At 64.5% G+C, this 23,350-nt stretch carries 19 protein-coding genes; 11 read left to right on the forward strand and 8 right to left on the reverse strand.

What is annotated here, in order from left to right; genetic code table 11:
- Positions 1-163: 163 nt before the first annotated feature.
- Positions 164-1,504, reverse strand: a complete 1,341-nt coding sequence (gene gabT / locus MB901379_RS09390) for a 4-aminobutyrate--2-oxoglutarate transaminase (protein ID WP_158016379.1) — start codon at positions 1,502-1,504, stop codon at positions 164-166.
- Positions 1,505-1,718: 214 nt separating this feature from the next.
- Here gabT and yajC point away from each other — a divergent pair, with 214 nt between their 5' ends.
- The 6 genes from yajC to MB901379_RS09420 all read left to right on the forward strand — a co-directional run bounded on the left by yajC (position 1,719) and on the right by MB901379_RS09420 (position 9,562).
- Positions 1,719-2,084: a preprotein translocase subunit YajC gene (gene yajC, locus MB901379_RS09395; protein ID WP_158016381.1), complete on the forward strand. Its 366-nt coding sequence runs from the start codon at positions 1,719-1,721 to the stop codon at positions 2,082-2,084.
- Positions 2,085-2,193: 109 nt separating this feature from the next.
- On the forward strand, positions 2,194-4,026 hold the full coding sequence (gene secD / locus MB901379_RS09400) for a protein translocase subunit SecD (protein ID WP_158016382.1): 1,833 nt from the start codon (positions 2,194-2,196) through the stop codon (positions 4,024-4,026).
- A 4-nt stretch (positions 4,027-4,030) separates the two neighbouring features.
- Positions 4,031-5,359 (forward strand): protein translocase subunit SecF, encoded by a 1,329-nt coding sequence (gene secF, locus MB901379_RS09405; RefSeq protein ID WP_158016384.1) that lies wholly within the window; start codon positions 4,031-4,033, stop codon positions 5,357-5,359.
- A 5-nt stretch (positions 5,360-5,364) separates the two neighbouring features.
- Positions 5,365-7,071, forward strand: a complete 1,707-nt coding sequence (locus tag MB901379_RS09410; protein ID WP_158016386.1) for an ABC transporter substrate-binding protein — start codon at positions 5,365-5,367, stop codon at positions 7,069-7,071.
- Positions 7,053-7,610, forward strand: coding sequence for an adenine phosphoribosyltransferase (locus MB901379_RS09415; RefSeq protein WP_174237006.1), 558 nt, complete (start codon positions 7,053-7,055; stop codon positions 7,608-7,610). Before MB901379_RS09410 ends, MB901379_RS09415 begins: the two co-directional genes overlap by 19 nt.
- Positions 7,611-8,347: 737 nt before the next feature.
- Positions 8,348-9,562 (forward strand): MFS transporter, encoded by a 1,215-nt coding sequence (locus MB901379_RS09420; protein WP_158016390.1) that lies wholly within the window; start codon positions 8,348-8,350, stop codon positions 9,560-9,562.
- Positions 9,563-9,613: 51 nt separating this feature from the next.
- Here the strand turns inward: MB901379_RS09420 and larC2 are convergent, their stop codons facing one another.
- From larC2 to MB901379_RS24535, 3 genes are read right to left on the reverse strand one after another with little or no spacing between them, the layout of a single operon-like run.
- The gene (gene larC2 / locus MB901379_RS09425; protein ID WP_158016392.1) at positions 9,614-10,792 is read right to left on the reverse strand and encodes a nickel pincer cofactor biosynthesis protein LarC2; all 1,179 of its coding nucleotides are present in this window, start codon (positions 10,790-10,792) and stop codon (positions 9,614-9,616) included.
- A complete protein-coding gene (larB, locus tag MB901379_RS09430) occupies positions 10,789-11,445 on the reverse strand; it encodes a nickel pincer cofactor biosynthesis protein LarB (RefSeq protein WP_158016394.1) in 657 nt (218 codons plus the stop codon). Before larB ends, larC2 begins: the two co-directional genes overlap by 4 nt.
- Complete coding sequence (locus MB901379_RS24535) at positions 11,442-12,203, reverse strand: adenine nucleotide alpha-hydrolase family protein (protein WP_232022027.1); 762 nt, start codon at positions 12,201-12,203, stop codon at positions 11,442-11,444. The genes larB and MB901379_RS24535 overlap by 4 nt, the downstream gene beginning before the upstream one ends.
- A gap of 477 nt (positions 12,204-12,680) precedes the next feature.
- Here MB901379_RS24535 and MB901379_RS09440 point away from each other — a divergent pair, with 477 nt between their 5' ends.
- Positions 12,681-15,044: a RelA/SpoT family protein gene (locus tag MB901379_RS09440; protein WP_158016398.1), complete on the forward strand. Its 2,364-nt coding sequence runs from the start codon at positions 12,681-12,683 to the stop codon at positions 15,042-15,044.
- A 19-nt stretch (positions 15,045-15,063) separates the two neighbouring features.
- Here MB901379_RS09440 and MB901379_RS09445 read toward each other — a convergent pair whose 3' ends face one another.
- Positions 15,064-15,945 (reverse strand): peptidylprolyl isomerase, encoded by an 882-nt coding sequence (locus tag MB901379_RS09445; RefSeq protein WP_158016400.1) that lies wholly within the window; start codon positions 15,943-15,945, stop codon positions 15,064-15,066.
- Between the two features lie 141 nt (positions 15,946-16,086).
- Here MB901379_RS09445 and MB901379_RS09450 point away from each other — a divergent pair, with 141 nt between their 5' ends.
- The 3 genes from MB901379_RS09450 to MB901379_RS09460 all read left to right on the forward strand — a co-directional run bounded on the left by MB901379_RS09450 (position 16,087) and on the right by MB901379_RS09460 (position 19,238).
- A complete protein-coding gene (locus tag MB901379_RS09450) occupies positions 16,087-16,761 on the forward strand; it encodes an MBL fold metallo-hydrolase (RefSeq protein ID WP_158016402.1) in 675 nt (224 codons plus the stop codon).
- Complete coding sequence (gene hisS, locus MB901379_RS09455; protein WP_158016404.1) at positions 16,758-18,032, forward strand: histidine--tRNA ligase; 1,275 nt, start codon at positions 16,758-16,760, stop codon at positions 18,030-18,032. The genes MB901379_RS09450 and hisS overlap by 4 nt, the downstream gene beginning before the upstream one ends.
- Positions 18,033-18,209: 177 nt before the next feature.
- On the forward strand, positions 18,210-19,238 hold the full coding sequence (locus MB901379_RS09460) for an Rv2578c family radical SAM protein (protein ID WP_158016406.1): 1,029 nt from the start codon (positions 18,210-18,212) through the stop codon (positions 19,236-19,238).
- Here MB901379_RS09460 and MB901379_RS09465 read toward each other — a convergent pair.
- Positions 19,225-20,817, reverse strand: coding sequence for a fibronectin type III domain-containing protein (locus MB901379_RS09465; RefSeq protein ID WP_158016408.1), 1,593 nt, complete (start codon positions 20,815-20,817; stop codon positions 19,225-19,227). The genes MB901379_RS09460 and MB901379_RS09465 overlap by 14 nt on opposite strands.
- A 41-nt stretch (positions 20,818-20,858) precedes the next feature.
- On the reverse strand, positions 20,859-21,704 hold the full coding sequence (locus tag MB901379_RS09470) for a patatin-like phospholipase family protein (RefSeq protein WP_158016410.1): 846 nt from the start codon (positions 21,702-21,704) through the stop codon (positions 20,859-20,861).
- A gap of 103 nt (positions 21,705-21,807) precedes the next feature.
- On the opposite strand from MB901379_RS09470, the gene MB901379_RS09475 reads away from it, so the two are divergent.
- Positions 21,808-22,251 carry a hypothetical protein gene (locus MB901379_RS09475; RefSeq protein WP_174237007.1) on the forward strand — a complete coding sequence of 148 codons (444 nt, stop codon included), beginning with the start codon at positions 21,808-21,810 and terminating at the stop codon, positions 22,249-22,251.
- Positions 22,252-22,275: 24 nt separating this feature from the next.
- On the opposite strand, the gene ypfJ is transcribed toward MB901379_RS09475, so the two are convergent.
- Positions 22,276-23,160, reverse strand: coding sequence for a KPN_02809 family neutral zinc metallopeptidase (gene ypfJ / locus MB901379_RS09480; RefSeq protein WP_158016412.1), 885 nt, complete (start codon positions 23,158-23,160; stop codon positions 22,276-22,278).
- Between the last annotated feature and the right edge of the window lie 190 nt (positions 23,161-23,350).

Consider the following 23,350-nt stretch of genomic DNA (forward strand, 5'->3'; position numbering starts at 1 on the left):
TAAGACAATGTGAGATGTCGCTGCCCAAGTGTGAGATGCATTACCCGACCGGCCGATGCCCGTCGCGATCGGGGACCGATGGGATCGGCCTGCGGGCGTGAGGGCGTTATTAGAGGGTGAGCGGATGCGGCCGGCCTGAAGGGCCGTCGGATCCGGGTCTGACTCAGAGGTTGGCCAGGATCCCGGAGACGATGTCAAGGCCCTCCGCGAGCAGCTCGTCACTGATGGTCAAGGGTGGCAGCAGCCGAATTACGTTGCCGAACATGCCGCAGGTCAAGATCACGACTCCAGCGGCGTGGGCGGCGGCGGCCAGTTTCAAGGTGAGCGCACCGTCGGGTTCGGTGGTGCCCGATTTCACCAGCTCCATCGCGATCATGGCGCCGCGGCCACGCACGTCGCCTACGCGATCATCGGCGGCCTGCAGCCGCAATAACCGGTCCATGATCAGTCGCTCGATCTGCTGAGCCCGCTCGATCATGCTCTCGCGCTCGATGGTCTCGATGGTGGCCAGCGCCGCCGCACAAGCGACCGGGTTGCCGCCGTAGGTGCCGCCCAGGCCGCTGGTGTGCGGGGCGTCCATGATTTCGGCCCGCCCGGTCACGGCGGACAGCGGCAATCCGTCGGCGATGCCTTTGGCGGTGACAATCAGGTCGGGCTCGACGTTCTCGTGATCGCAGGCAAACATCGCGCCGGTGCGGGCAAACCCGGTTTGCACCTCGTCGGCGATGAATACCACGTGGTTGTCGCGGCACCACCGCGTCAGCGCGGGCAGAAAGCCTTCGGCCGGAACGATGAAACCGCCTTCGCCCTGAATCGGCTCGATGATGACGGCGGCCAGGTTGCCGGCGCCGACCTGTTTGTCGATGACGTTGATGGCTCTTTCGGCGGCCAGTTCACCATCGGTGGCCATTTCCTTGTCGAGCAAGCCGTCGCGATAGGGGTAGGACAGCGGCGCGCGGTAAATCTCCGGCGCGAACGGACCAAATCCGCTCTTATACGGCATTGACTTGGCGGTCAGGGCCATCGTCAGGTTAGTGCGGCCGTGATAGGCGTGGTCGAACGCGACCACGGCTTGCTTGCGGGTGTGTGCCCGCGCGACCTTGATCGAGTTCTCTACCGCCTCCGCGCCGGAGTTGAACAGCACGGTGCGCTTCTCACCCGAGCCCGGGGTGATCCGGTTGAGCTGTTCGGCGACGGCGACGTACTGCTCGTACGGGGTCACCATGAAGCAGGTGTGGGTGAACTGTTCTACCTGTGCTCGCACCGCTTCCACGACGCGCGGCGACGAGTTGCCGATGGTGGTTACCGCGATTCCGGACCCAAGATCGATCAACCGGTTGCCGTCGGCGTCCTCGACGATTCCGCCGCCGGCCCGAACCACGAACACCGGCATGGTGACCCCCACGCCGCTGGACACCGCCGCGACCCGTCGCTTGTTCAGCTCCAGCGACGCGGGCCCGGGGATTTCTGTGACCAGATGACGGCTCTGCTCGAGGCTGGCCACGCGTCCTCCTTCACTTGCGGCGCGTCGGTCGCGTCGCGGGTAAAGCCTAGCTGTTGGGCGCGGTGTGGCGTCGGCCACCGGATTGGCCGGTGCCCGTCGGTGCACGACCTGCGGGAATGGCAGACTAGACCGTTACGAGGCGCGCGAGCTCAGGGTCCAACCTCGGCGCCGCCCTCGAAATCGAGGGACACCGATACGAAAGACAGGCGTGTTGATGGAGAGTTTCGTCTTATTCTTGCCGTTCTTGCTCATCATGGGCGGGTTCATGTACTTCGCTTCGCGACGCCAGCGCCGCGCGATGCAGGCCACCATCGATCTGCACGAGTCGTTGCAGCCGGGTGAGCGGGTGCATACCACTTCCGGCCTGGAAGCCACCATCGTTGATATCGCAGAAGACACCGTTGAGCTCGAGATTGCCCCCGGGGTGGTGACCACCTGGATGAAGCTGGCGATCCGCGACCGGATCCTGCCGGACAATGATGAGGATTTGGCGGATTTGGACGACGACCTGGCCGACTTGCACGCCGACGATGAGCCCGCACCGGCCGACGACGAAAGCCGCGCGACCAAGGATTCCTGACTGAATTCCTCATCGGGGACCGCCCGGCCGCGTGCGCGACGTGCGCGTCCCACTGCGACACGTAGGCTCTGTCGGGGTAAGAACGCACTTTCAAGGAGATAGAAGGAACGTGGCATCGTCTTCGGCGCCGGTCCATCCTGCCCGCTACCTGTCGGTGTTCCTGGTCATGCTCATCGGCGTCTACTTGCTGGTGTTTCTCACCGGGGACAAGAAGGCCGCCCCCAAGTTGGGTATTGACCTGCAGGGTGGCACCCGGGTCACGTTGACCGCGCGCACTCCAGACGGCTCGGCGCCTAGTCGGGAGGCGTTGGCGCAGGCTCAGCAGATCATCAGCGCCCGAGTCAATGGGCTGGGCGTCTCGGGCTCCGAGGTCGTGGTTGACGGCGACAACCTTGTCATCACGGTGCCTGGAACCGACGGCAGCGAAGCCCGCAATCTCGGGCAGACCGCCCGGCTCTACATCCGGCCGGTGCTCAATTCGATGCCGGCCCAGCCGGCCGAGCAGGAACCCCAGCCGGGCCCCCAGCAGCCTGGGGGAACCCCACCCGCCAGCGGCGCACCCGGCGCCGAACCGCAGGGCGGTCAACCGGGAGAGCCGGCCGCTCCGTCTGTGAGCACGCCGGCCGCTCCGCCACCGGGGGCCCCGGGAAAGCCCGGGGCGCAACCGCGGCCCTATCCGCAGGACCCACCGCCATCGCCGGCTCCCAGTCCGGCCCCGACCGGCAGCTCGACGCCGCCCGCGACGGCACCGCCGGCGGAGGTACCGCCCGGCGAGGAACCGGCGCCGCCCGATCCGCGTAAGGATCTCGCCGAGCGCATCGCACAAGAAAAGAAGTGGCGGCAAAGCACCAACCAGTACATCCAGATGGTCGCGCTGCAATACGAGGCCACCCGCTGCGGCAAGGACGACATTCTGGCCGGCAACGATGACCCGACCCTGCCCCTGGTGACCTGCTCCACCGACCACAAGACCGCCTACCTGCTGGCGCCGTCGATCATCAGCGGTGACCAGATCCAAAACGCGACCTCCGGTATGGACCAGCGCAGCATCGGCTATGTGGTGGATCTGCAGTTCAAGAGCCAGGCGGCGAATACCTGGGCCGATTACACCGCTGCCCACACCGGGACCCAGACAGCTTTTACCCTGGACTCGCAGGTCGTCAGCGCACCACAGATTCTGGAAGCCATCCCGGGCGGTCGGACTCAGATCAGTGGGGGAGACCCGCCGTTCACCGCGTCGACCGCGCGCCAGCTAGCCAACGTCCTGAAGTACGGTTCGCTGCCACTGTCCTTTGAGTCGTCAGAGGCTCAGACGGTATCGGCGACATTGGGTTTGACGTCGCTGCGGGCGGGTCTGATCGCGGGCGCCGTCGGTCTGGCGCTGGTGCTGCTGTATTCATTGCTCTACTACCGAGTGCTCGGGTTGCTGACGGCGTTGTCGCTGGTTGCTTCCGGCGCGATGGTTTTCGCGATTCTTGTGCTGTTGGGTCGCTATATCAACTACACCCTGGACTTGGCGGGTATTGCCGGTCTGATCATCGGTATCGGCACCACTGCCGACTCGTTCGTGGTGTTCTTCGAACGCATCAAAGACGAGATACGCGAGGGCCGTTCGTTCCGATCGGCGGTGCCGCGAGGTTGGGCTCGTGCGCGCAAGACGATCGTTTCGGGCAACGCGGTCACGTTCTTGGCCGCCGCCGTGCTGTACTTCCTGGCGATCGGCCAGGTGAAGGGATTCGCATTCACCTTGGGCCTCACCACGATCCTGGATATCGTCGTGGTCTTCCTGGTGACTTGGCCGCTGGTATACCTGGCTTCCAAGTCTGCGCGGATGGCAAAGCCGGCCTATAACGGCCTGGGCGCGGTGCAACAGGTCGCGCGTGAACGGCGAGCTTCCGACTCGCGGGCTCGTTCGGGGATCGCAAAGACGGGACGGGGATAACGTGATGGCGTCCAAAACCAAGGCCGGAAGCGAAGACTCGAAGAACAAGCAGGACACCGCGGCTGTCGAAGTTGCCGACGCCACCGAGAATGTGGAGTCGGCCGACGACGGGGCACGCACGCTACCGCACCACAACTTCCTCTCCCGGCTCTACACCGGTACCGGCGCGTTCGAGGTGGTGGGGCGCCGCAAGCTCTGGTACGGCATCAGCGGCGCGATCATCGCGATCGCGATCTTGAGCATCGTTGTGCGCGGGTTCACCTTCGGGATCGATTTCAAGGGCGGCACCACGGTGTCGTTCCCGCGCGGCGACGTCAACGTAGCCCAAGTCGAAGATGTATTCCATCAAACCTTGGGCAGCGATCCCGAATCGGTTGTCACCGTGGGCAATGGCGCATCGGCCACGGTGCAGATCCGGTCCGAGACGTTGTCCAACGCCGAGACGGAGAAGCTGCGCGATGCCCTGTTCGACGCGTTCCACCCGAAAGGCGCGGACGGCAAGCCCAGTAAGAAGGCCATCAGTGACGCGGCGGTGTCCGAGACCTGGGGCGGGCAGATCACCAAGAAGGCGGTGATCGCGCTGGTGGTGTTTTTGGTGCTGGTCGCCATCTACATCACTGTGCGCTACGAGCGGTACATGACCATTTCTGCGATCGCGGCCATGATTTTCGATTTGGCCGTCACCGCAGGCGTGTATGCATTGGTGGGTTTCGAAGTCACCCCCGCCACTGTCATCGGGCTCCTGACCATCCTCGGGTTCTCGCTTTATGACACCGTCATCGTGTTCGACAAGGTTGAAGAGAACACCCATGGCTTTCAACACACGACTCGGCGCACCTTCGCCGAGCAGGCCAATTTGGCGGTCAATCAGACGTTCATGCGCTCGATCAACACTAGTTTGATCTCGGTACTGCCGGTGCTGTCACTCATGGTGGTGGCGGTGTGGCTGCTGGGTGTCGGCACGCTGAAGGACTTGGCGTTGGTGCAGCTGATCGGCATCATGGTCGGCACGTATTCGTCGATCTTTTTCGCCACCCCACTGCTGGTGACGTTGAGGGAACGCACCGAACTGGTGCGTGCTCATACTCGTAAAGTCGTCAAACGACGATCTCCCGCCTCGCGTTCGGTCACCGAGAGTAACGACAAGGACAGCGAAACTATCCAGGAGTTAACGGAATCCGCGGTGGATGGGGGTAACGCTCAGGCTGCCTCCTCGCCGGGCGCGGCGGCCACCAAGCGGGCAGCGTCGAGCAAGCCGGCGCCGGGTGCGCGGCCGGCCCGCCCCACCGGTACCAAGCGTCCGACCGGCAAGCGAAACGCCGGTCGGCGGTAGTCACAATGGCCAACTGTTGTCGCCGTGTTGAAGACAACGCCGGCCAGTGGTCCAGATTGCGTAAAGTCTTGCGGTGCAAGGTTGTCGGGGCGGTGCTCGGTGTTGTCGTGACTCTGTCGGCGGCATCAACCCTGAGTGCGTGTTCGGGGAGTGCTGCCGGTCAGATCGACTACGTGGTGGACGGTGGGCTGGTTACTTACAACACCAATACCGTCGTCGGCGCCGCATCGGCCGGGGCGCAGGCATTTGCCCGTGTGCTCACCGGTTTCGGATATCACGGCCCCGACGGTCAGGTCGTGCCCGACCACGACTTCGGGAGTATCGCCGAGGTCAGCGGTGCGCCCCTGGTGCTCGACTACCAGATCTCCGACAAGGCCGTCTACTCCGACGGTAAGCCAGTCACCTGCGACGATTTGGTTCTGGCCTGGGCGGCCCAATCCGGGCGCTTTCCCGGATTCGACGCCGCAACGCAGGCCGGGTATATCGACATTGCCAACATCGAGTGCGTGCCCGGACAAAAGAAGGCGCGGGTGTCATTCATTCCGGACCGCGGTGTCGTTGACTACGCCCAACTGTTCACCGCGACGGCGATGATGCCGTCGCATGTCATCGCCGACGAACTCGATATCGATATCACCAGGGCCCTGCTGGACGACAAGGCGCCGATGGTGGAACAAATTGCCCGCCTTTGGAATACGATCTGGGATCTGAAGCGGGGCGTCGATCTCAAGCGCTTTCCGTCTTCGGGGCCGTACAAAATCGAGTCCGTCCTCGACGGCGGCGGCGTGGTGCTGGTCGCCAATGACCGATGGTGGGGTGCCAAGGCGATCACCAAGCGGGTCATCGTATGGCCGCAGCGAGCCGACATCCAGGACCGGGTCAACAACCGTAACGTTGACGTGGTGGACGTCGCTGCCGGGTCGTCGGGCGCCCTGGCCACACCGGACAACTACCAGCGCACCGACTACCCGTCGGCGGGGATCGAGCAGCTGATCTTTGCGCCGCAAGGACCGCTGGCAGATGTCCGCAATCGCCGGGCGGTAGCGCTGTGTACGCCCCGGGACGCGATCGCTCGCGACGCCGGGGTTCCGATCGCCAATTCCCGGCTCAGCCCGGCCGCCGAGGATGCCGTTGCCGAAGCGGATGGCGCCGCGGCGGCGAGTCCGTTCAATAAGGGTGATTCCGCTGCCGCTCGTAATGCGCTCGGCGGTGCGACGCTGCCGGTGCGGATTGGGTACGAGGGACCCAACGCGAGGTTGGCGGCCATCGTCGGCGCGATCGCCAAGTCGTGCGCGCCGGCCGGAATCACGGTTTCTGATGTGACTCTGGACACAGCAGGTGCCCAGGCGCTGCGGGACGGAAAGATCGATGTCCTAGTTGCCAGCACGGGCGGGGCAACCGGCAGCGGGTCCACCGGATCGTCATCGATGGATGCATATGACCTGCATAGCGGTAATGGCAATAACTTGTCGGGCTACGCCAATCCCCAAATCGACGGCATCATCGGGGCTCTCGCGGTGTCCGCCGATCCGGCCGAGCGTGTCAGGTTGCTTGCCGAGGGGGCGCCGGTACTCTGGGACGAGATGCCAACGTTGCCGTTGTACCGGCAGCAGCGGACGTTGATGATGTCGAAAAAAATGTATGCCGTTAGCAGAAATCCGACCCGGTGGGGTGCTGGATGGAACATGGACCGATGGGCGTTGATGCAGTGACGACACTGAGGGGGAGCGCTCCGGTAGCCGATGTGATCGCATCGTTGACTCGGGACGTGGCGGATTTTCCGAAGCCAGGGATTCAGTTCAAAGATCTGACCCCGCTGTTTGCTGACCGCGAGGCCATGGGCGCGGTGATCGACGCGTTGGCCGATGTCGCCGCAGGCGCCGATCTGGTGGCCGGTATCGAGTCGCGCGGATCAGTGGTGGCCGCGGCCCTTGCCGCGCGACTGGGCACCGGCGTGCTGTCCATCCGCAAGAGCGGCAAGCTTCCGCCGCCGGTGCTGACCGAGGAATACGACAGGGAATACGGCGCTGCCAGCATGGAGATCCCTGCGGACAGCCTCGAGTTGCGGGGCCGCCGCGTCGTGATTATCGACGACGTGTTGGCCACCGGTGGAACTCTCGGAGCGGCCATGCGACTGCTGGAGCGCACCGGCGCCCAGGTGACCGCGGCCGCAGTGGTCGTCGAATTGGCGGCACTGCGTGGTCGAGATGCGATCGCGCCGTTGCCAGTGCACAGTCTGAGCTGCGTTTAGCCGCGCGACGATGCGGGCCGGTGAGGCCCGAGGAGGAGTGCGGCAGTCAGGTCCAGCCGCGCGACGATGCGGGCCGGTGAGGCCCGAGGAGGAGTGCGGCAGTCAGGTCCAGCCGGGGTGGGTGTCCGCGGTAGGCGAGACCGGCGCTTCGGGCCCGAAACTGGCCGCATCGTCTATGGATCCCAGTGATTGCGCACCCCACCCATTCCGTTGCATATGTCAAATATAAATATAAGGAATAGTTGCGTAAGGCAATAGTGCTTGTGCATACTACTAGCGGTGTCGAGTAGCTTGCTTGTGCTGACCAATGATCTGCCACAGCGCATGTCAATGCGGCCACGTCCGTTTCGGCCGGCGTGGTTGCCTCTTCCGAGGGGTCGGCGCTAACTGGCGTCGGTGCCAAGTTTGCGCCTACGCTGCGACGATTCGCCACCTGTTTGTGGCCCTAAACGCCAGCGCTCTTGCGGCCACCGGCATATGCCCGTGTGTTTCGCAACAACCCAAAATGGAGGATAACGAAATGGATTTTCGCGCCCTCGAAAACCGAACCCGAGAAGCGGTATTCCGGCCTTGGCGCGGAATCCATGCTGGCCACCGCGGCGGCCGCGGATACACCCGCGAGCTGCTACCCATTGGCGGTCTGTGGCTCTAACCGTGAGTCCGCATGGGCGCGCGGTCACCGACTGCATCGACGCCGAAGAACCTTTCACAGGTGGGAACCGGATGGTTTGCTCGGCATGGTAGCCCGCCAGTCCAACCAACTCGGCTACCTGACAGCCATGGTCATCGACACCATGGGCAGCGGGTTGTGGATTCCGTTCGCGCTGCTGTTCTTCACGCATGGACGCGGGATAAAGCTCACCGATGCCGGCGCTGCCCTCACCCTTGGCAGTCTTGCTTCGCTACTGATCGGCGGCTTGTTGACCGGGGCGATTGTCGACCGCATTGGGCCGTTTCGCGCGGCGACGATCAGTTCGCTGATCCGGGTGGTTGCCTTCCCGTGCTACTTGGCCGCCAACACTCTTATTTCGCTCGCGATTATCGCCGTGGCCGTGAGCTTCGCCGGCCGGCTCTTCTGGGTAGCGCACCCGGGGATGGTCAGTGCCTTGGCGCCGTCCGAGGATGCTCGCGTCGGTATGTTTTCCACGATCAGCGCGTTGCGCAGTATCGGCCTTGGGATCGGTGGGTTGATCGCTTCGCTCGGCGTTTGGGCCGAGCAAGGCAGTGGGCTTTTCTGGAACTTCATCGTGGTGGCCAACGCCGTCAGCTTCGGGGTTTGCGGCCTGCTGTTCTGGCGGCTGCGCCGTTTCGACCGCTACACCGAGCGCCGCGACAACCACGGCGCGGGCAACTATCGCGACGTGCTGGCCCAACGAGGATTCTTGGTGTTTGTTATCGCGGTTTTCGTGCTGGCACTGGCAAGCGTCGGGTTCGATTCCATTCTGCCGGTGTATCTCATCGCGCTGGGCTTCCCGGCCTGGGCTCCGCCGCTGGTCTACCTGGTGGAGTGCATCTTGATTGCGGCCTTCGCGCCGTTGGCGACCAAATGGGGCCGCAGCAAATCCGGCCCACGTCTGTTGGCGCTAGCCAGTGGGCTCCTCGGAGTCGCATTCGCGGCGCTCGCCGCGATGGTGACGATCAATGACGTGAGCAGGACAGCGTTATTGTGCGCGGCCTTGACACTATTCAGCCTGGCCGCAGCAACCTGGGGAGCTACCGCACTGAAAACGATGTTGAGTTTCGTACCGCACAGCAGAGCAGGTCGCCATTCGGCGGTCTATTCGTTGTCTTGGGGCACAGCCATCGCCGTCGGACCCGGGCTGTTTTCGTCGCTATTCACCATCGGCCACATACTCCCGTGGATCTTTTTGGCGGTCGTGCTCGTGTTCGCGGTCACGGCATTCCTGGCTTCGTGCCAAACCCCTCGGGACGCAATGGCGGTATGCACATGAAGTGCATCGTGGGCATTGGCGCGGTCAGCCAAGTTTGGGGTTGAGCGGCGATCACGGAGCCGGCGGCGCGCCCACGATCGTCATGGCGGTCTCGGATGCGGCGCGCCTGGCAGCCGCCAACACCTGCTTCGCCGGCTGGCCGAGCGCTTGAGCGGCAGCCACAACATCTCGCCACTCCGGGTTGACGTTGACCGATTCACCATCGAGCCGGGCCGTCTTGATCCGGATTGGTTGCCCACCGATATGAACAAGGCCTTCGGACCTGGCCAGGCGGTGATGCTTGTCCACCGTCGATTCCCGTAGCCCGATCGTGCTGGTCTCGCGGAATACGATGGCGCGCAGTTGCGCCGCACGTTGTCTGGGCGCCAGTACCGAAAGTGTGTGGGCCGGCCGACCCTTCTTCATGATGATCGGAGTCAGCCATGCGTCATAGGCCCCGGCCGCGAGCAGCCGCTCGATGACGTAGGGCCAGATCCGCGGGTCGAGGTCATCGACGTTGGTTTCGAGCAGCACGGTGCGTGCCGGCTGGTCTATGGGCTCACCGACGACAATGCGCAGCACGTTGGCAATATCAATCGGGTTGTCTTGGCCCGCACCGTATCCCGCTCCAAACATGATGAGTGGGGGCATCTCACCCCATGCGGTCACCAGCGTCGCGAGCACCGCAGCGCCCATCGGCGTAGCGGATTCCGTGATGCCGGGACCGGCGGCCACCGGGAGGCCCTTGAGTAGCTCCAACGCCGCGGGAGCCGGCGTGGACAGGGAATCAGGCACCCGGGGGGCTATCCCGCTGCCGAGGCCGACCGGCGAACAGTGCAGCGCCTCGAGGCCCAAACGATGGAATCCGGCCGCGATGCCAACCACACCAGCGAGTGTGGCGCCGATCTTGTGGAACGGGACTCGTTCCAAGGGAATTCGGTGTACACGCGCTTCGGCCTCGGCTAATCGCCGAAAGATGTCGCAGGCGGTCGCGCGAGTTGGCCGGTCAACTCGGCCGAGCAGCCGCTGAATTTCGGGAAGGTGCCAGCTGGGAAGGTCTTCGTCCGCAACAACTTCGACCTTGGTAGCGCCGATGCCGGCGCGCTCGCATGTCGTCGACGTGAGGGTGATGCCAAGGCCAAGTTGGCCGACCGCCGTCTGCAACGAGTCCAGCGACGCCCCCGCGTCGACGAGTGCGCCCAGCAACATATCGCCGCTAACCCCGGCCCGGGCGTCGATCCAGCCGATCATTTACGGTTTAGTGTCAATAGGATTCGGTTCGCTGCACAGGCGGCCCCGAACCCGTTGTCGATATTCATCACGGGGATCCCCTGCGCACAACTGCTCAGCATCGCGCGCAGCGCGGTCTCCCCATTGGCGGCTGCTCCGTACCCGGTCGAGGTCGGCACTGCGATCAGTGGTTGGCCGGTGAGCCCGCCGACAACCGAGGCGAGTGCGGCGTCCATCCCGGCGACCACGATCACCACGTCGTAGACGGCGATCTCATCGATTCTTTCCAGCAAACGCCAGAGACCGGCGACCCCGACGTCGACGATGCGCGTGGCCGCAAAGCCAAGGAACTCGAGGGTCCGACAGGCTTCAGCCGCGACGGGGATATCCGATGTGCCAGCGGTGACAACAGCTACCTTGCCCTCGCGTGCGGGCAAGCAACCATGCATGACTGCGGTGGCCGACTCCACGTCGTATGCCAGCGATTGCCCGGCGAGTTCTCGGACAGCCTGGTATTGAGACTCAGTCATGCGAGTGAACAAGACCGGGTTGTCGGGCCGTTCCGCCAACTCGGCCACGATGGTGCGTAGCTGGCTCGTTGTTTTTCCGAGGCAGAACGTCGCCTCGGGCATCCCGACGCGCGCAAGCCGGGCGTAGTCGTAGCGAACGGTCACTGCAGCACCTTCAGGGCGCGACCAGGACGATATGGCTTGTCGTCCAGGAATGCTCCGCGCAGCGACGGCTCCACCCGCCGCATGGCCGCGGCCACTCGATCGATGACCTCGTCGGTGACACGTGCGTGGTCTTCGGCCGGCACCTCGATCAGCACGACGTCCGCACGCATCCGGCACCGGACGACGTCGAGTCCAGTCAACATGCGTAACAGATCTTCGCCTACTTCGATCGAGCGAAGCCGCGAGGGCGTGACGGTGGTGTCGGTATACAGGCGGCTGGCCAGGCATGGCGATGCGGGCAGTTGCGCGAAATCGAGTCCGAGCCCGTGGGCAATAGACCGGATATCGCCCTTGCTGAGGCCCGCTTCGATGTACGGGTGCCGGACTTCGTTCTCGCTGGCCGCGACCAAACCGGGGCGGTACTCGTCGAGATCGTCGACGTTGGCGCCACTGAGCATTGTTGCGCCCTCTTGATTCGGCAGTTCGCGGATCGCGGCGTAGAGGTGGCTTTTGCAGAAATAACAGCGGTTTCGCGGATTGGCAAGATAGCGCTCGTCCTCGAATTCTCTGGAGCGGACCAATTGAAGGTTCCAGTTCTCAGTGTCGGCGTGCGCGATTACCCGCGCCGTGGCCGCGGCGGGAACGGCCGGTGTGACGGCGTGGGCTACGACTGTGCGACGCGGGGCCGCTCGGTGGGCGATGGTGGCGAGCAGCATGCTGTCCACACCGCCACTGCACGCGACGATACGGTCGGGCATCGTCGTTAGGACTTGATGCAGTCGGGTCAACGCCACCGACGACACTTTCCGAAATCCATTGTTGTTCTCCGAATTCCAGGCTATTGCTGACGCTTCGCGGGCTTCGTTGGCCGCATCGATTTACGGTGGCACTTGGCGGCCACGAATGGTTGGCGATCGCCGCGGATTGAGCACTGACAGAGCTTCGACAGCGCCGTTGAGTGGCGAACTGGGCTGGGGTCAGCTCCGACCTTCGCCTGCTGATGCCGCCGAGACCCGTGCTAGTCCAAATCTCCGCGGCGGCCGGGCGAGTTACCCGGCACCGGCATCATTATGTATGAAAACTATTGCACTATGCAACTAAGACGGCCTCGTCATTGAGGGCCCGGCGCGGAAGGCGTGCCCGATGTTGGCCACGTGGCGACGCGGGGAGTGTGGCCCGAGGAGAAGCTGGGCGATCAGGTCCACGAGATATCCTCTAGGTCGGAGGTGACGACCGTGGCGGATGACCAAAGCACAACGCAAGCCGTAGCGCCGCCCGCGGAGCCTTCGCCGGCTGTCGAGGCCAGCGAGCCTTCCCCGGCGGAGACCCTCAAGACCAGCAGCAGCGCGTCGCGTCGGGTCCGGGCCCGGCTGGCCCGCCGGATGACGGCCCGCAGCGGCGCCATCAATCCCGTGCTGGAGCCCCTGGTGGCGGTCCACCGGGAGATCTACCCCAAGGCGGACCTGTCCATCCTGCAGCGCGCCTACGAGGTCGCCGATCAGCGGCATGCCAGCCAGGTGCGGTACTCCGGGGATCCGTACATCACACATCCGCTGGCGGTCGCCAACATCCTGGCCGAGCTGGGCATGGACACGACCACCCTGGTGGCCGCCCTCCTGCACGACACCGTCGAAGACACCGGTTACACGCTTGAGGCACTGTCCGAGGACTTCGGCGAGGAGGTGGGCCACCTCGTTGACGGGGTGACCAAGCTGGACCGCGTCGTGCTCGGTAGTGCCGCCGAAGGCGAGACCATCCGCAAGATGATCACCGCGATGGCCCGCGACCCTCGAGTGCTGGTGATCAAAGTGGCCGACCGGCTGCACAACATGCGCACCATGCGCTTTTTGCCGCCGGAGAAACAGGCGCGCAAGGCCCGCGAGACGCTGGAAGTCATTGCGCCTCTCGCGCATCGGTTGGGTATGGCCAGCGTTAAGTGGGAACTGGAAGATCTATCGTTCGCGATCCTGCATCCCAAGAAATACGAAGAGATTGTTCGGCTGGTCGCCGGGCGGGCGCCGTCTCGCGACACCTACCTGGCCAAGGTCCGTGCCGAGATCGTCAACACACTCAGCGCATCGAAGATCAAGGCCACCGTGGAGGGCCGTCCCAAGCACTACTGGTCGATCTATCAGAAGATGATCGTCAAGGGCCGAGACTTCGACGACATCCACGACTTGGTCGGTATTCGCATACTGTGCGACGAGATCCGCGACTGCTATGCGGCGGTGGGCGTGGTGCATTCACTGTGGCAGCCGATGGCCGGGCGGTTCAAGGACTACATTGCCCAGCCCAGGTATGGGGTGTATCAGTCCCTGCACACCACCGTCGTTGGGCCTGAGGGCAAACCGCTGGAAGTGCAGATCCGTACCCGCGACATGCACCGCACCGCCGAATACGGCATCGCCGCACACTGGCGCTACAAGGAGGCCAAGGGCCGCAACGGAGTTCCGCACCCGCATGCCGCGGCGGAAATCGACGATATGGCCTGGATGCGTCAACTACTCGACTGGCAACGCGAGGCGGCCGACCCGGGCGAGTTCCTCGAGTCATTGCGTTACGACCTTGCTGTACAAGAGATTTTCGTGTTCACACCCAAAGGCGATGTCATTACCTTGCCCACCGGGTCGACGCCGGTGGACTTCGCCTATGCGGTGCATACCGAGGTCGGCCACCGCTGCATCGGTGCCAGGGTCAACGGCCGCCTGGTAGCGCTGGAACGCGAGCTCGAAAACGGCGAAGTAGTAGAGGTTTTCACGTCCAAAGCGCCCAATGCCGGGCCGTCGCGAGACTGGCAGCAGTTCGTGGTATCGCCGCGCGCCAAGGCGAAGATTCGGCAATGGTTCGCCAAGGAGCGGCGTGAGGAGGCGCTGGAGACCGGTAAGGAGGCGATCGCGCGTGAGGTGCGCCGCGGTGGGCTCCCGCTGCAGCGATTGGTCAACGGCGAGTCCATGGGGGCGGTTGCTCGGGAACTCCACTACGCCGATGTGTCGGCGCTCTACACCGCCATCGGCGAGGGACACGTATCGGCGAAACATGCCGTGCAGCGGTTGCTGGCCGAGCTCGGCGGCATCGACCAGGCCGAGGAGGAGCTCGCGGAGCGGTCCACCCCGACGACCATTCCGCGTCGTCCGCGCAGCTCCGAGGACGTCGGGGTTTCGGTCCCCGGCGCCCCGGGCGTGCTGACCAAGTTGGCGAAGTGCTGCACTCCGGTACCCGGTGACCAGATCATGGGGTTCGTCACTCGTGGTGGCGGTGTCAGTGTGCACCGCACCGACTGCACCAACGCCGCGTCGCTGCAGCAACAATCCGAACGCATCATCGAAGTGCGCTGGGCGCCGTCGGCATCCTCGGTGTTCTTGGTGGCCATCCAGGTCGAGGCGCTCGACCGGCACCGGTTGCTATCGGATATCACCCGGGTGCTGGCTGACGAGAAGGTGAATATTCTGTCGGCATCGGTGGCGACGTCGGGTGACCGGGTGGCGATCAGCCGGTTCACCTTTGAGATGGGCGATCCCAAGCATCTGGGGCACCTGCTCAACGTTGTTCGTAACGTGGAAGGCGTTTACGACGTGTACCGGGTGACTTCTGCGGCCTAGAAAGCGGCCTAGAAGCGGCCTAGTCTAGTAGCACCGACTTGATGACGACCTCCTCGGCGGGTGGGCCGTCTTCCCCGCCACCGGCCACTCCGGCCGCCGCAATCTTGTCCAGCGTCGCCAGTCCGTCGGCCTGGATGGTGCCGAAGACGGTGTATTGCGGCGGCAGCTGGGAGTCGCGATAGACCATGAAGAACTGGCTGCTGTTGGTGTCCGGTCCGGCGTTGGCCATGGCCAGGGTGCCACGCGGATAGAGCACCGGCTGTTGCAGCGCCGGGTCATTCGGCGGGTACTGGTCGGTCGGGTACTCGTTGGCGAACTGGTAGCCCGGACCGCCGGTTCCGTCGCCCTTGGGATCGCCACATTGCAGGACCGACAGCGTCGGGGACGTGGTCAGCCGATGACACTTGGTGTCCTTGAAGAATCCCTGCTGGGCCAAGCTTGCGAAACTGTTTACGGTGCAGGGTGATTCGTTGTTGGCCAACATCAGACCGACCTTGCCTTGGCTGGTCACCATGCTCACGCTGACCTGAGCGGGGTCGGTCGGCACCTTGCCGGTCCGCGGCGGCTTGACCGGCTTGACGGCCTTGTCCGGCGACGGCGGGTACTGGCAGTTGGCGCCCAGATTGGCCGACGGCTTAAACGGCGGCAAGGGCGCGACCGAGCCGGGTGGGGGAGCGCCGGTGGGCGCGGTGGAGCTGCTCGGAGCTGCCGACGCGGTTGGCTTGTTGTCGTCCTTGTTGACGATCACGGCGATCACCACCGCGGCGATCACCGCGACCGCGACTACCGCGCCACCGACGATCGCTGCGATGCGGCGCCGCTTGGCTTGCTTGGCGCGACGCTCCAACTGCCGCTCGAGCTTGCGCTTGGCGGTCGCACGTCTCTGCTGGTTGGTCGGCACGGCCGATGTCCCTCCCTGGTTGTCCGGTTGATCGGGCCGAGTGGCCAGCTCAGGCTAATGTGAGTGCCGCAACCGCTGTCAAGTGCCCCATGGTGTTGGCCCACATCGTCGCCCGCGGTAGGGAATGGGAAACTGGGAACCGTGTTGATCACCGGATTTCCCGCGGGGGTGCTGCAGTGCAACTGTTATGTGCTGGCCGAACGGCCTGGCGCTGATGCCATCATTGTGGACCCGGGCCAACGTGCGATAGGACCGCTACGTCGCATCTTGGACAAGAACCGGCTTACCCCGGCCGCGGTGTTGATTACCCACGGGCATATCGACCACATGTGGTCTGCCCAGAAGGTTTCCGACACCTTCGGCTGCCCCACCTACATCCATCCCGAGGACCGGTTCATGCTGACCGATCCCATCTACGGCCTGGGCCCGCGGGTAGCCCAACTGTTCGCGGGGGCCTTTTTCCGCGAGCCCAAACAGCTCGTGGAACTGGACCGCGACGGCGACAAGATCGACCTCGGCGGGATCTCGGTGAACGTGGACCACACACCGGGGCACACCCGCGGATCGGTGTGTTTCCGGGTGCTTCAGGCCGCAGAGAACGACGCTGACGTGGTGTTTTCTGGTGACACGTTGTTCGAGCGCGCCATTGGGCGATCGGATCTATTCGGTGGCAGCGGCCGTGACTTGTATCGCTCGATAGTCGACAAACTCCTCGTGCTCGACGACAAGACCGTGGTGCTGCCCGGCCACGGCAACTCGACCACCATCGGCGCCGAACGCCGGTTCAACCCGTTCCTCGAAGGCCTGAGCCGGTGACGGAGTTCTCCAGCTTTGCCGCGCCCAAGGGCGTGCCCGACTATGTGCCGCCCGACTCGACGCAGTTTGTCGCGGTACGCGACGGGCTGATCGGCGCGGCTCGCCGGGCCGGGTACGGTCACATCGAGCTGCCGATCTTCGAAGACACCGCCCTGTTCGCGCGCGGTGTGGGCGAATCCACCGATGTGGTGGCCAAAGAGATGTATACCTTCGCCGACCGGGGCGACCGCTCGGTGACGTTGCGGCCAGAGGGCACCGCCGGGGTGGTGCGCGCGGTGATCGAGCATGGCTTGGACCGTGGGGCGCTCCCGGTAAAGCTGTGCTATTCCGGGCCGTTTTTCCGCTATGAGCGTCCGCAGGCGGGCCGGTATCGGCAGTTGCAGCAGGTTGGCGTGGAGGCGATCGGCGTCGACGACCCGGCCCTGGACGCCGAGGTGATCGCCGTGGCTGACGCCGGATTCCGATCGCTGGGTCTGGACGGGTTCCGCCTGGAAATCACGTCGCTGGGCGACGAAACGTGCCGGCCGCAGTACCGGGAACTGTTGCAGGAGTTCCTGTTTGCGCTCGACCTCGACGAGGAAACCCGTCGGCGCGCAGAGATCAATCCGCTGCGCGTGCTGGATGACAAACGACCCGAGATGCGCGCGATGACGGCCCAGGCGCCGGTGCTGCTCGACCACCTTTCCGACGTGGCCAAGCAGCACTTCGACACCGTGCTGGCACACCTGGACGCGCTCGGTGTGCCCTACGTGATCAATCCGCGCATGGTGCGCGGTCTGGACTACTACACCAAGACGACCTTCGAGTTCGTGCACGACGGGTTGGGTGCGCAATCCGGTATCGGCGGGGGCGGCCGCTACGACGGCCTGATGCGCAGACTCGGCGGGCAGGACCTGTCCGGTATTGGATTCGGGCTGGGGGTGGATCGGACCCTGCTGGCGCTGCGGGCCGAGGGCAAAACCGTCGACGATGCCGGCCGGTGCGATGTGTTCGCCGTGCCGCTCAGCGAGCAGGCCAAGCTACAGCTGGCCGTGTTTGCGGGGCGGCTGCGTGCTTCCGGGGTTCGCGTCGATCTGGCCTACGGGGATCGCGGGCTTAAGGGCGCCATGCGCGCAGCCGACCGATCCGGAGCACGTCTTGCACTGGTCGCGGGGGACCGTGACCTCGAAGCGGGCACGGTGGGCGTGAAGGATCTTGCCACCGGGAACCAGGTCTCGGTGCCGATGGACGGGGTAGTTGCCGAGGTACTTTCCCAGCTGTCACTGCAGTAACTGGTAGCGGCCATGGCATGTTGTGCCCGCCTACGCGCGACAATTCGAGTCCGACGGCGGGACGAGGGACGTTTGTCGCTACGAGGCGGGCACACCGGCATAGCCCGAACTTCTAGTGACACATGTGGGTAGGTGGACCCCCTTGACCCTGGATCGAACTAATGTTCGAATAGATGGATGCGGTGGGCTGGCCAGACGGTAGCGGTTAACGGGACAGCGGTCGACGACGGGGCGCTGCCCGGGTTGCAACGGATCGGCCTGGTCCGGAGTGTCCGCTCACCGCATTTCGAGGGCATGACCTTCCACGAGGTGCTGTGCAAGTCGGCGTTGAACAAAGTGCCTAATGCCGGTGCGCTGCCTTTTCACTACACCGTCAACGGATACCGCGGCTGCTCGCACGGCTGTCGGTACTGCTTTGCCCGCCCCACCCACGAATACCTCGGCTTCGATTCCGGTGCCGATTTCGATACCCACGTGGTGGTCAAGACCAACGTGGCCGAGGTCCTGCGCCGCGAGCTGCACCGGCCTTCGTGGCGGCGCGAGACCGTGGCACTGGGCACCAACACCGATCCCTACCAACGCGCTGAAGGTCGTTATGCGCTAATGCCGGGTATCGTCGGTGCGCTCGCCGGTGCCGGCACTCCGGTGTCGATCCTGACCAAGGGCACGCTGCTACGGCGCGATCTACCGCTGATCTGCGATGCGGCGCACCAGGTACCGGTGTCGTTGGCGGTATCCCTGGCGATCGCCGATCCGGACTTGCACAAGGACGTGGAGCCGGGTACGCCGACACCGCAGGCCCGGTTGAGCCTTATCGACGCGGTCCGCGAGGCTGGTCTGGACTGTCATGTGATGGTTGCGCCGGTGCTGCCGTACCTCACCGACTCCGGTGATCACCTCGACCTGCTGCTCGGGCGGATCGCCGCTGCCGGTGCCACCGGTGTGACGGTATTCGGACTGCATCTGCGCGGCCCGACACGTGGCTGGTTCATGTCGTGGCTGGCCCGGGCGCATCCCGAACTGGTCGGCCGATACCGCGAGCTGTACCGGCGCGGCGCCTATCTGCCACCCGCCTACCGCGACATGCTGCGCCGCCGCACCGCACCCTTGATCGCCAAGTATCGGCTGGGCAAAGACCAGCGTCCATCCTCGCCGGCAATGCCGGCAGCGGTCATGCCGGAACCCGTAGAACTCACCCTGTTCTGATCGGCTTGGTCAAAGTGAACTCATCGACCACGCTGACTGCCCCGTAGTTCCCGGTCACGGCGTAGTGTGTCGCTCTGATCGACGTATCGCCACCCGGTTGACCAGGGTCGACGTCAAAAGCCGCAAAACCGTAGGGGTTCCGGCGGTCTCGAAACGCCGACCACGGTGCCTGCTCGGTCACGTATATCGGCTTCTTATAGCCCAATGCGGGATCGTAGGCGCCTACCGCCATCAAGACGCGGCACTGGGGTTCGGGGAAGAACAGCGCGTTGCTGGGCAGGGAAGTGCCACCTCCGCCGATGACCAGGTGAACCGTTCCCCGTGTCGCGTCGATGACGTCGGTGCGGGTGTCCACGGGTATGGGCGTTCGAGTGTCGCTATCCAGTTCCCCGCGCAGCGGATGCGACCGTTCGTAGTGGTGTTCATGTCCGCACAACACCAGGTCGACCTGGTACTTGTCGAACAGTGGCAGCCACTCCTGTCGAATTCCCAAATCGGCACCGTTGAATCGGTCGGCCGTCGAGATGGCCGTCTGATGCATGCACACGACCAACCAGTCGATCGTCGAATCGTTGCGTGCGTCGGCGAGTTCGGTTTGCAACCAACGCTTTTGCTCTCCGCCCGAATAGTCGTGCACATAGGAGTTGCCGCCATCTTGAAAACACACGTCGTCGTTGCTCAGGGTGATCACTCGCACCGAGCCGGCGGTGAAGGAATACCACAGGCCATGGAATTGTTGGCTGGACCCGGAATCGGGTACCGCGAAATAGGTTTGAAAGGCGCTGTACCCGATTGGCCCATTGCCAAATTCGTTCTCGTGGTTGCCGGGCGCGGGCATCCATGGGCGGTAACGAGCCGAGCGACTGTTGGTTTCGAACCAATCCGACCAGGTTCGGACGCGGTCTCGGGCCATGTTGGCGTAGCACAGGTCGCCGTTGACCAGGTTGAACAATGGTGTCATACGCTCGATCGCGAGAGTGATATCGCCGGCCGCGGGCGTCCCGACGTTGTCGCTGACGTAGCGACCGTCGACCAATCTGCCCAGTGTCGGCGTGCCTTGGTCGCCGAAGCTGGTGAACCGCAGCGGTTTTCGTCCTGATGGCGCTGTTCGCACGGTACCCAATTGTGGGTCGGTGCCGTCATGCACCGCGGCATAGACGTAGTCGGTGTCCGCGGTCAGCTTGGTCAGTCGGGCGTGGTTGACGCGAACTTCGATGTTGGACTTGGCGTCTCGGTAGGTTCGGGTCTCGGCTGCCACAACACTGCCGAAGCCGGAAGTCGGGGTGCCGAACATCACACGCGGATTGCGGACGGCCTGCATGGTCTGCCACGACACCACCACCTCGGTGGCAGCGTTCTTGCCGAATTGTAAATGCAGGCCACCAACCGGTGGTGCGCCGCTGCCATCGGGCTGATACCAGACACCCGGGCCGATGTGCGGCGAGCGCACAAACGCTGCGCCCCCCGCCCCGACGCCAGCACCGATGACCGCCGAAGCCGCACTGGTCGTCAGCAACCTGCGCCGGCTGATACCCGCGGACGGCGGCTGCCTGGGGCGCTTCCGGCCGTCGTCGCTCACCCTTGCTTCATACCTCAGACGGGAGAACGCCGCGAGGCGGCTCAGTGCCGGTGCGCCTCGAGTAGCGCGGCTTGGCCGGTGGACATCGGTTCCGCCGCCAACCACCGGCGGGTCGCCGCGTGGGAGCGCTCGATGAGCGTTGCCGCCTGCGAGAAGTCGGCCCCGGAAATGGCGACCGGGCACAGCGGTCTGATGACGCGCAAATCCACCGTCCGTTCGAAGCGCTCGATGTCGACGGCGAGGCGATGGTTCACCGCCAACGATATGGCGTGCAAGACCATCGTCACGGCCGAAGGCGGGGTGCTCGGCAGGGCGCAGGAATAGCCGGTGGGCAGCACCCAGACCCGGTCGGCGCCGAGGGCGACGGCATGGGAAACGGGGGTGTTGTTGACCACACCGCCATCCATGAGATCGCGTCCATCGATGTTGACCGGCGGAAATATGCCCGGGATGGCCGCACTTGCCGCTATCGCATCGACCGCGTTTCCTGACGACAGCAAGACATCGGCGCCCCAGATCACGTCGGTGGCCACCACGTGCAGCGGAATCGGGGCATCCTCGAGCCGGACGAAACCGAGCTCGGTGCTCAGGATGCGTCGCAGGCCCTCGCTGGGGACCATGTGCTGGCGGCGTCCCATGAAGCCAAGCAGCCCGACGACCGGGCGGGTGGGGAAGACCTGTCTGCGGGACAGCGACCGCCACAGGTCGGCCAGCGCACGAATTCCGGTCGCGTCGGGCCGTGCGGCGATCCACGCGCCGTTGAGGGAGCCAACGGAGGTGCCGACGATCAAGTCCGGTGCTACGCCTTCCTCGACCAGGGCCTGCAACATGCCCACTTGGATCGCTCCTAGGCTCGCGCCGCCGGACAACACGAAGGCTGTGGTCACAGCTGGATCCTAAGACTTCTTGCCGACTTTTTGGCGCCGCGGCGAAGCGCTCTGCGCATCCCAAAACCGAATGGTGAGTGTCGAATCCGGTAGCGTTTTCGGCATGACGAACGTGCGAAAACTGGTCAGCGCGGTCTCGCCGAGAGGCCGTGCGGCATTGGCGGTCGCGGCACTGGGAATAGCGGGAACAGCCGTCCCACCCGCGCTCGCACGCGCCGATCCGGCGGGGCATCAGGTGACTTACACCATCACAACCACCAGCGATCTGACGGCCAACGTTCAATACATGAACACCGATCCGCCGAGTCAGGCCGCTTTTAATGCCGACTCATCGAAATACCTGAACTCGGTGCGTACCCCTATCGCCGGCGGGGAGCCGCTGGTCTATACGACCACGCTAGAAGACCCGAACCAGTGGGCCATCGTCACTGCCAGCGGCGGCCTGCGGATCAACCCCGAGTTTCACTGTGAGATCGCCATCGATGGGCAGGTAGTGGTATCGCAGAACGGCGGCAGCGGCGTTTCCTGCTCGACGCGGCCCTGGTAGCCAAGCAGCCGGTCAACCGGGGCGCTATCCCAGGCTGGCGGCGGTGAAGGTATCGCATTTGTTGGGATCGCCGGTTTGGTAGCCGATGGTGAACCATTTCTGCCGTTGCGTGGCCGAGCCGTGGGTCCAGGTTTCGGGGTTGGTGCGTCCGGTTACCTGTTGCTGGATGCGATCATCGCCGACCGAGGCCGCCGCTGAGAGCGCGTCTTGGATGTCCTTGTCGCTGAGCGGTTCCAGGTAGGGCACCCCGGTGCTTTCTTGTCTGACGGTGGAGGCGTAGTGCGCCCACACCCCTGCGTAACAGTCGGCCTGCAACTCGGTGCGCACCCCGTTGCCCCCGGCGCCCTGGGCGCCCTGCTGGGCGCGGCCAAGCACCCCCAAGAGGTTTTGGACGTGATGGCCGTACTCGTGGGCCACTACGTATTCCTCGGCGAACGGTCCACCGCTGGAACCGAATTGGGTGACGAGCACCTGGAAGAAGTCGGTGTCGAAATAGGCGGTCTTGTCCACCGGGCAGTAGAAGGGGCCGACGTCGCTGCTGGCCGGCCCGCAGCCGGTGCTGACCTGGCCACTAAACAGCCGCAAGTGCGGGCGCGTGTACCGGCCGGGCAGGAGTTGCTTCCAGACCGCGTCCAGGGAGTTGCCGGTGGCCACCACTCGGCACTGCACGTACTTGTTGGCGTCGGCGCCGGTCTTGCATTGACTCAGGTCGAACCCGGGTGCGATCACGTCGCCGCTCTCGACCGGAGCCTGGCTCAGTACGCCACCTGGATCGACCCCGAGGAACAGGGCGACCACCACGAGCAGCAGCCCGCCGACACCCCCACCGATCGCCATCCGCCCGACCCCCCCGCCGCCGGAGGATGAGGCGGTGCTGGTGTCGATTTGCATTCCCTCGTTGAAGGTCATCGCACCCTCCCGAAATCTGGCACTGCAACGGCTGCTCCGGCCGAACCAGCCTAACGCCGCGCCGTGGTCACGGACCGCCCAGCCGCGCCGCAGCTGCGCGCTGGGGGTGATGGTGCAGGTCGGCGAGCAGCCGCGCGTTCTAGGTTCGACCGAAATACGCTGGGACTGCACTGTTTAACACGTGCTCTAC

It is taken from the genome of Mycobacterium basiliense (assembly GCF_900292015.1).
In the GTDB taxonomy this organism is placed as follows: domain Bacteria; phylum Actinomycetota; class Actinomycetes; order Mycobacteriales; family Mycobacteriaceae; genus Mycobacterium; species Mycobacterium basiliense.

Bases quoted from the DNA above. Each gene is read 5' to 3' on its own strand.
- MB901379_RS09420 (WP_158016390.1), top strand. From the start codon at position 8,348: ATGGTAGCCCGCCAGTCCAACCAACTCGGCTACCTGACAGCCATGGTC.
- MB901379_RS09410 (WP_158016386.1), top strand. From the start codon at position 5,365: ATGGCCAACTGTTGTCGCCGTGTTGAAGACAACGCCGGCCAGTGGTCC.
- secF (WP_158016384.1), top strand. From the start codon at position 4,031: ATGGCGTCCAAAACCAAGGCCGGAAGCGAAGACTCGAAGAACAAGCAG.
- ypfJ (WP_158016412.1), bottom strand. From the start codon at position 23,160: ATGACCTTCAACGAGGGAATGCAAATCGACACCAGCACCGCCTCATCC.
- MB901379_RS09475 (WP_174237007.1), top strand. From the start codon at position 21,808: ATGACGAACGTGCGAAAACTGGTCAGCGCGGTCTCGCCGAGAGGCCGT.
- larC2 (WP_158016392.1), bottom strand. From the start codon at position 10,792: ATGATCGGCTGGATCGACGCCCGGGCCGGGGTTAGCGGCGATATGTTG.
- MB901379_RS24535 (WP_232022027.1), bottom strand. From the start codon at position 12,203: ATGCCCGACCGTATCGTCGCGTGCAGTGGCGGTGTGGACAGCATGCTG.
- MB901379_RS09460 (WP_158016406.1), top strand. From the start codon at position 18,210: ATGCGGTGGGCTGGCCAGACGGTAGCGGTTAACGGGACAGCGGTCGAC.
- yajC (WP_158016381.1), top strand. From the start codon at position 1,719: ATGGAGAGTTTCGTCTTATTCTTGCCGTTCTTGCTCATCATGGGCGGG.
- MB901379_RS09415 (WP_174237006.1), top strand. From the start codon at position 7,053: ATGGGCGTTGATGCAGTGACGACACTGAGGGGGAGCGCTCCGGTAGCC.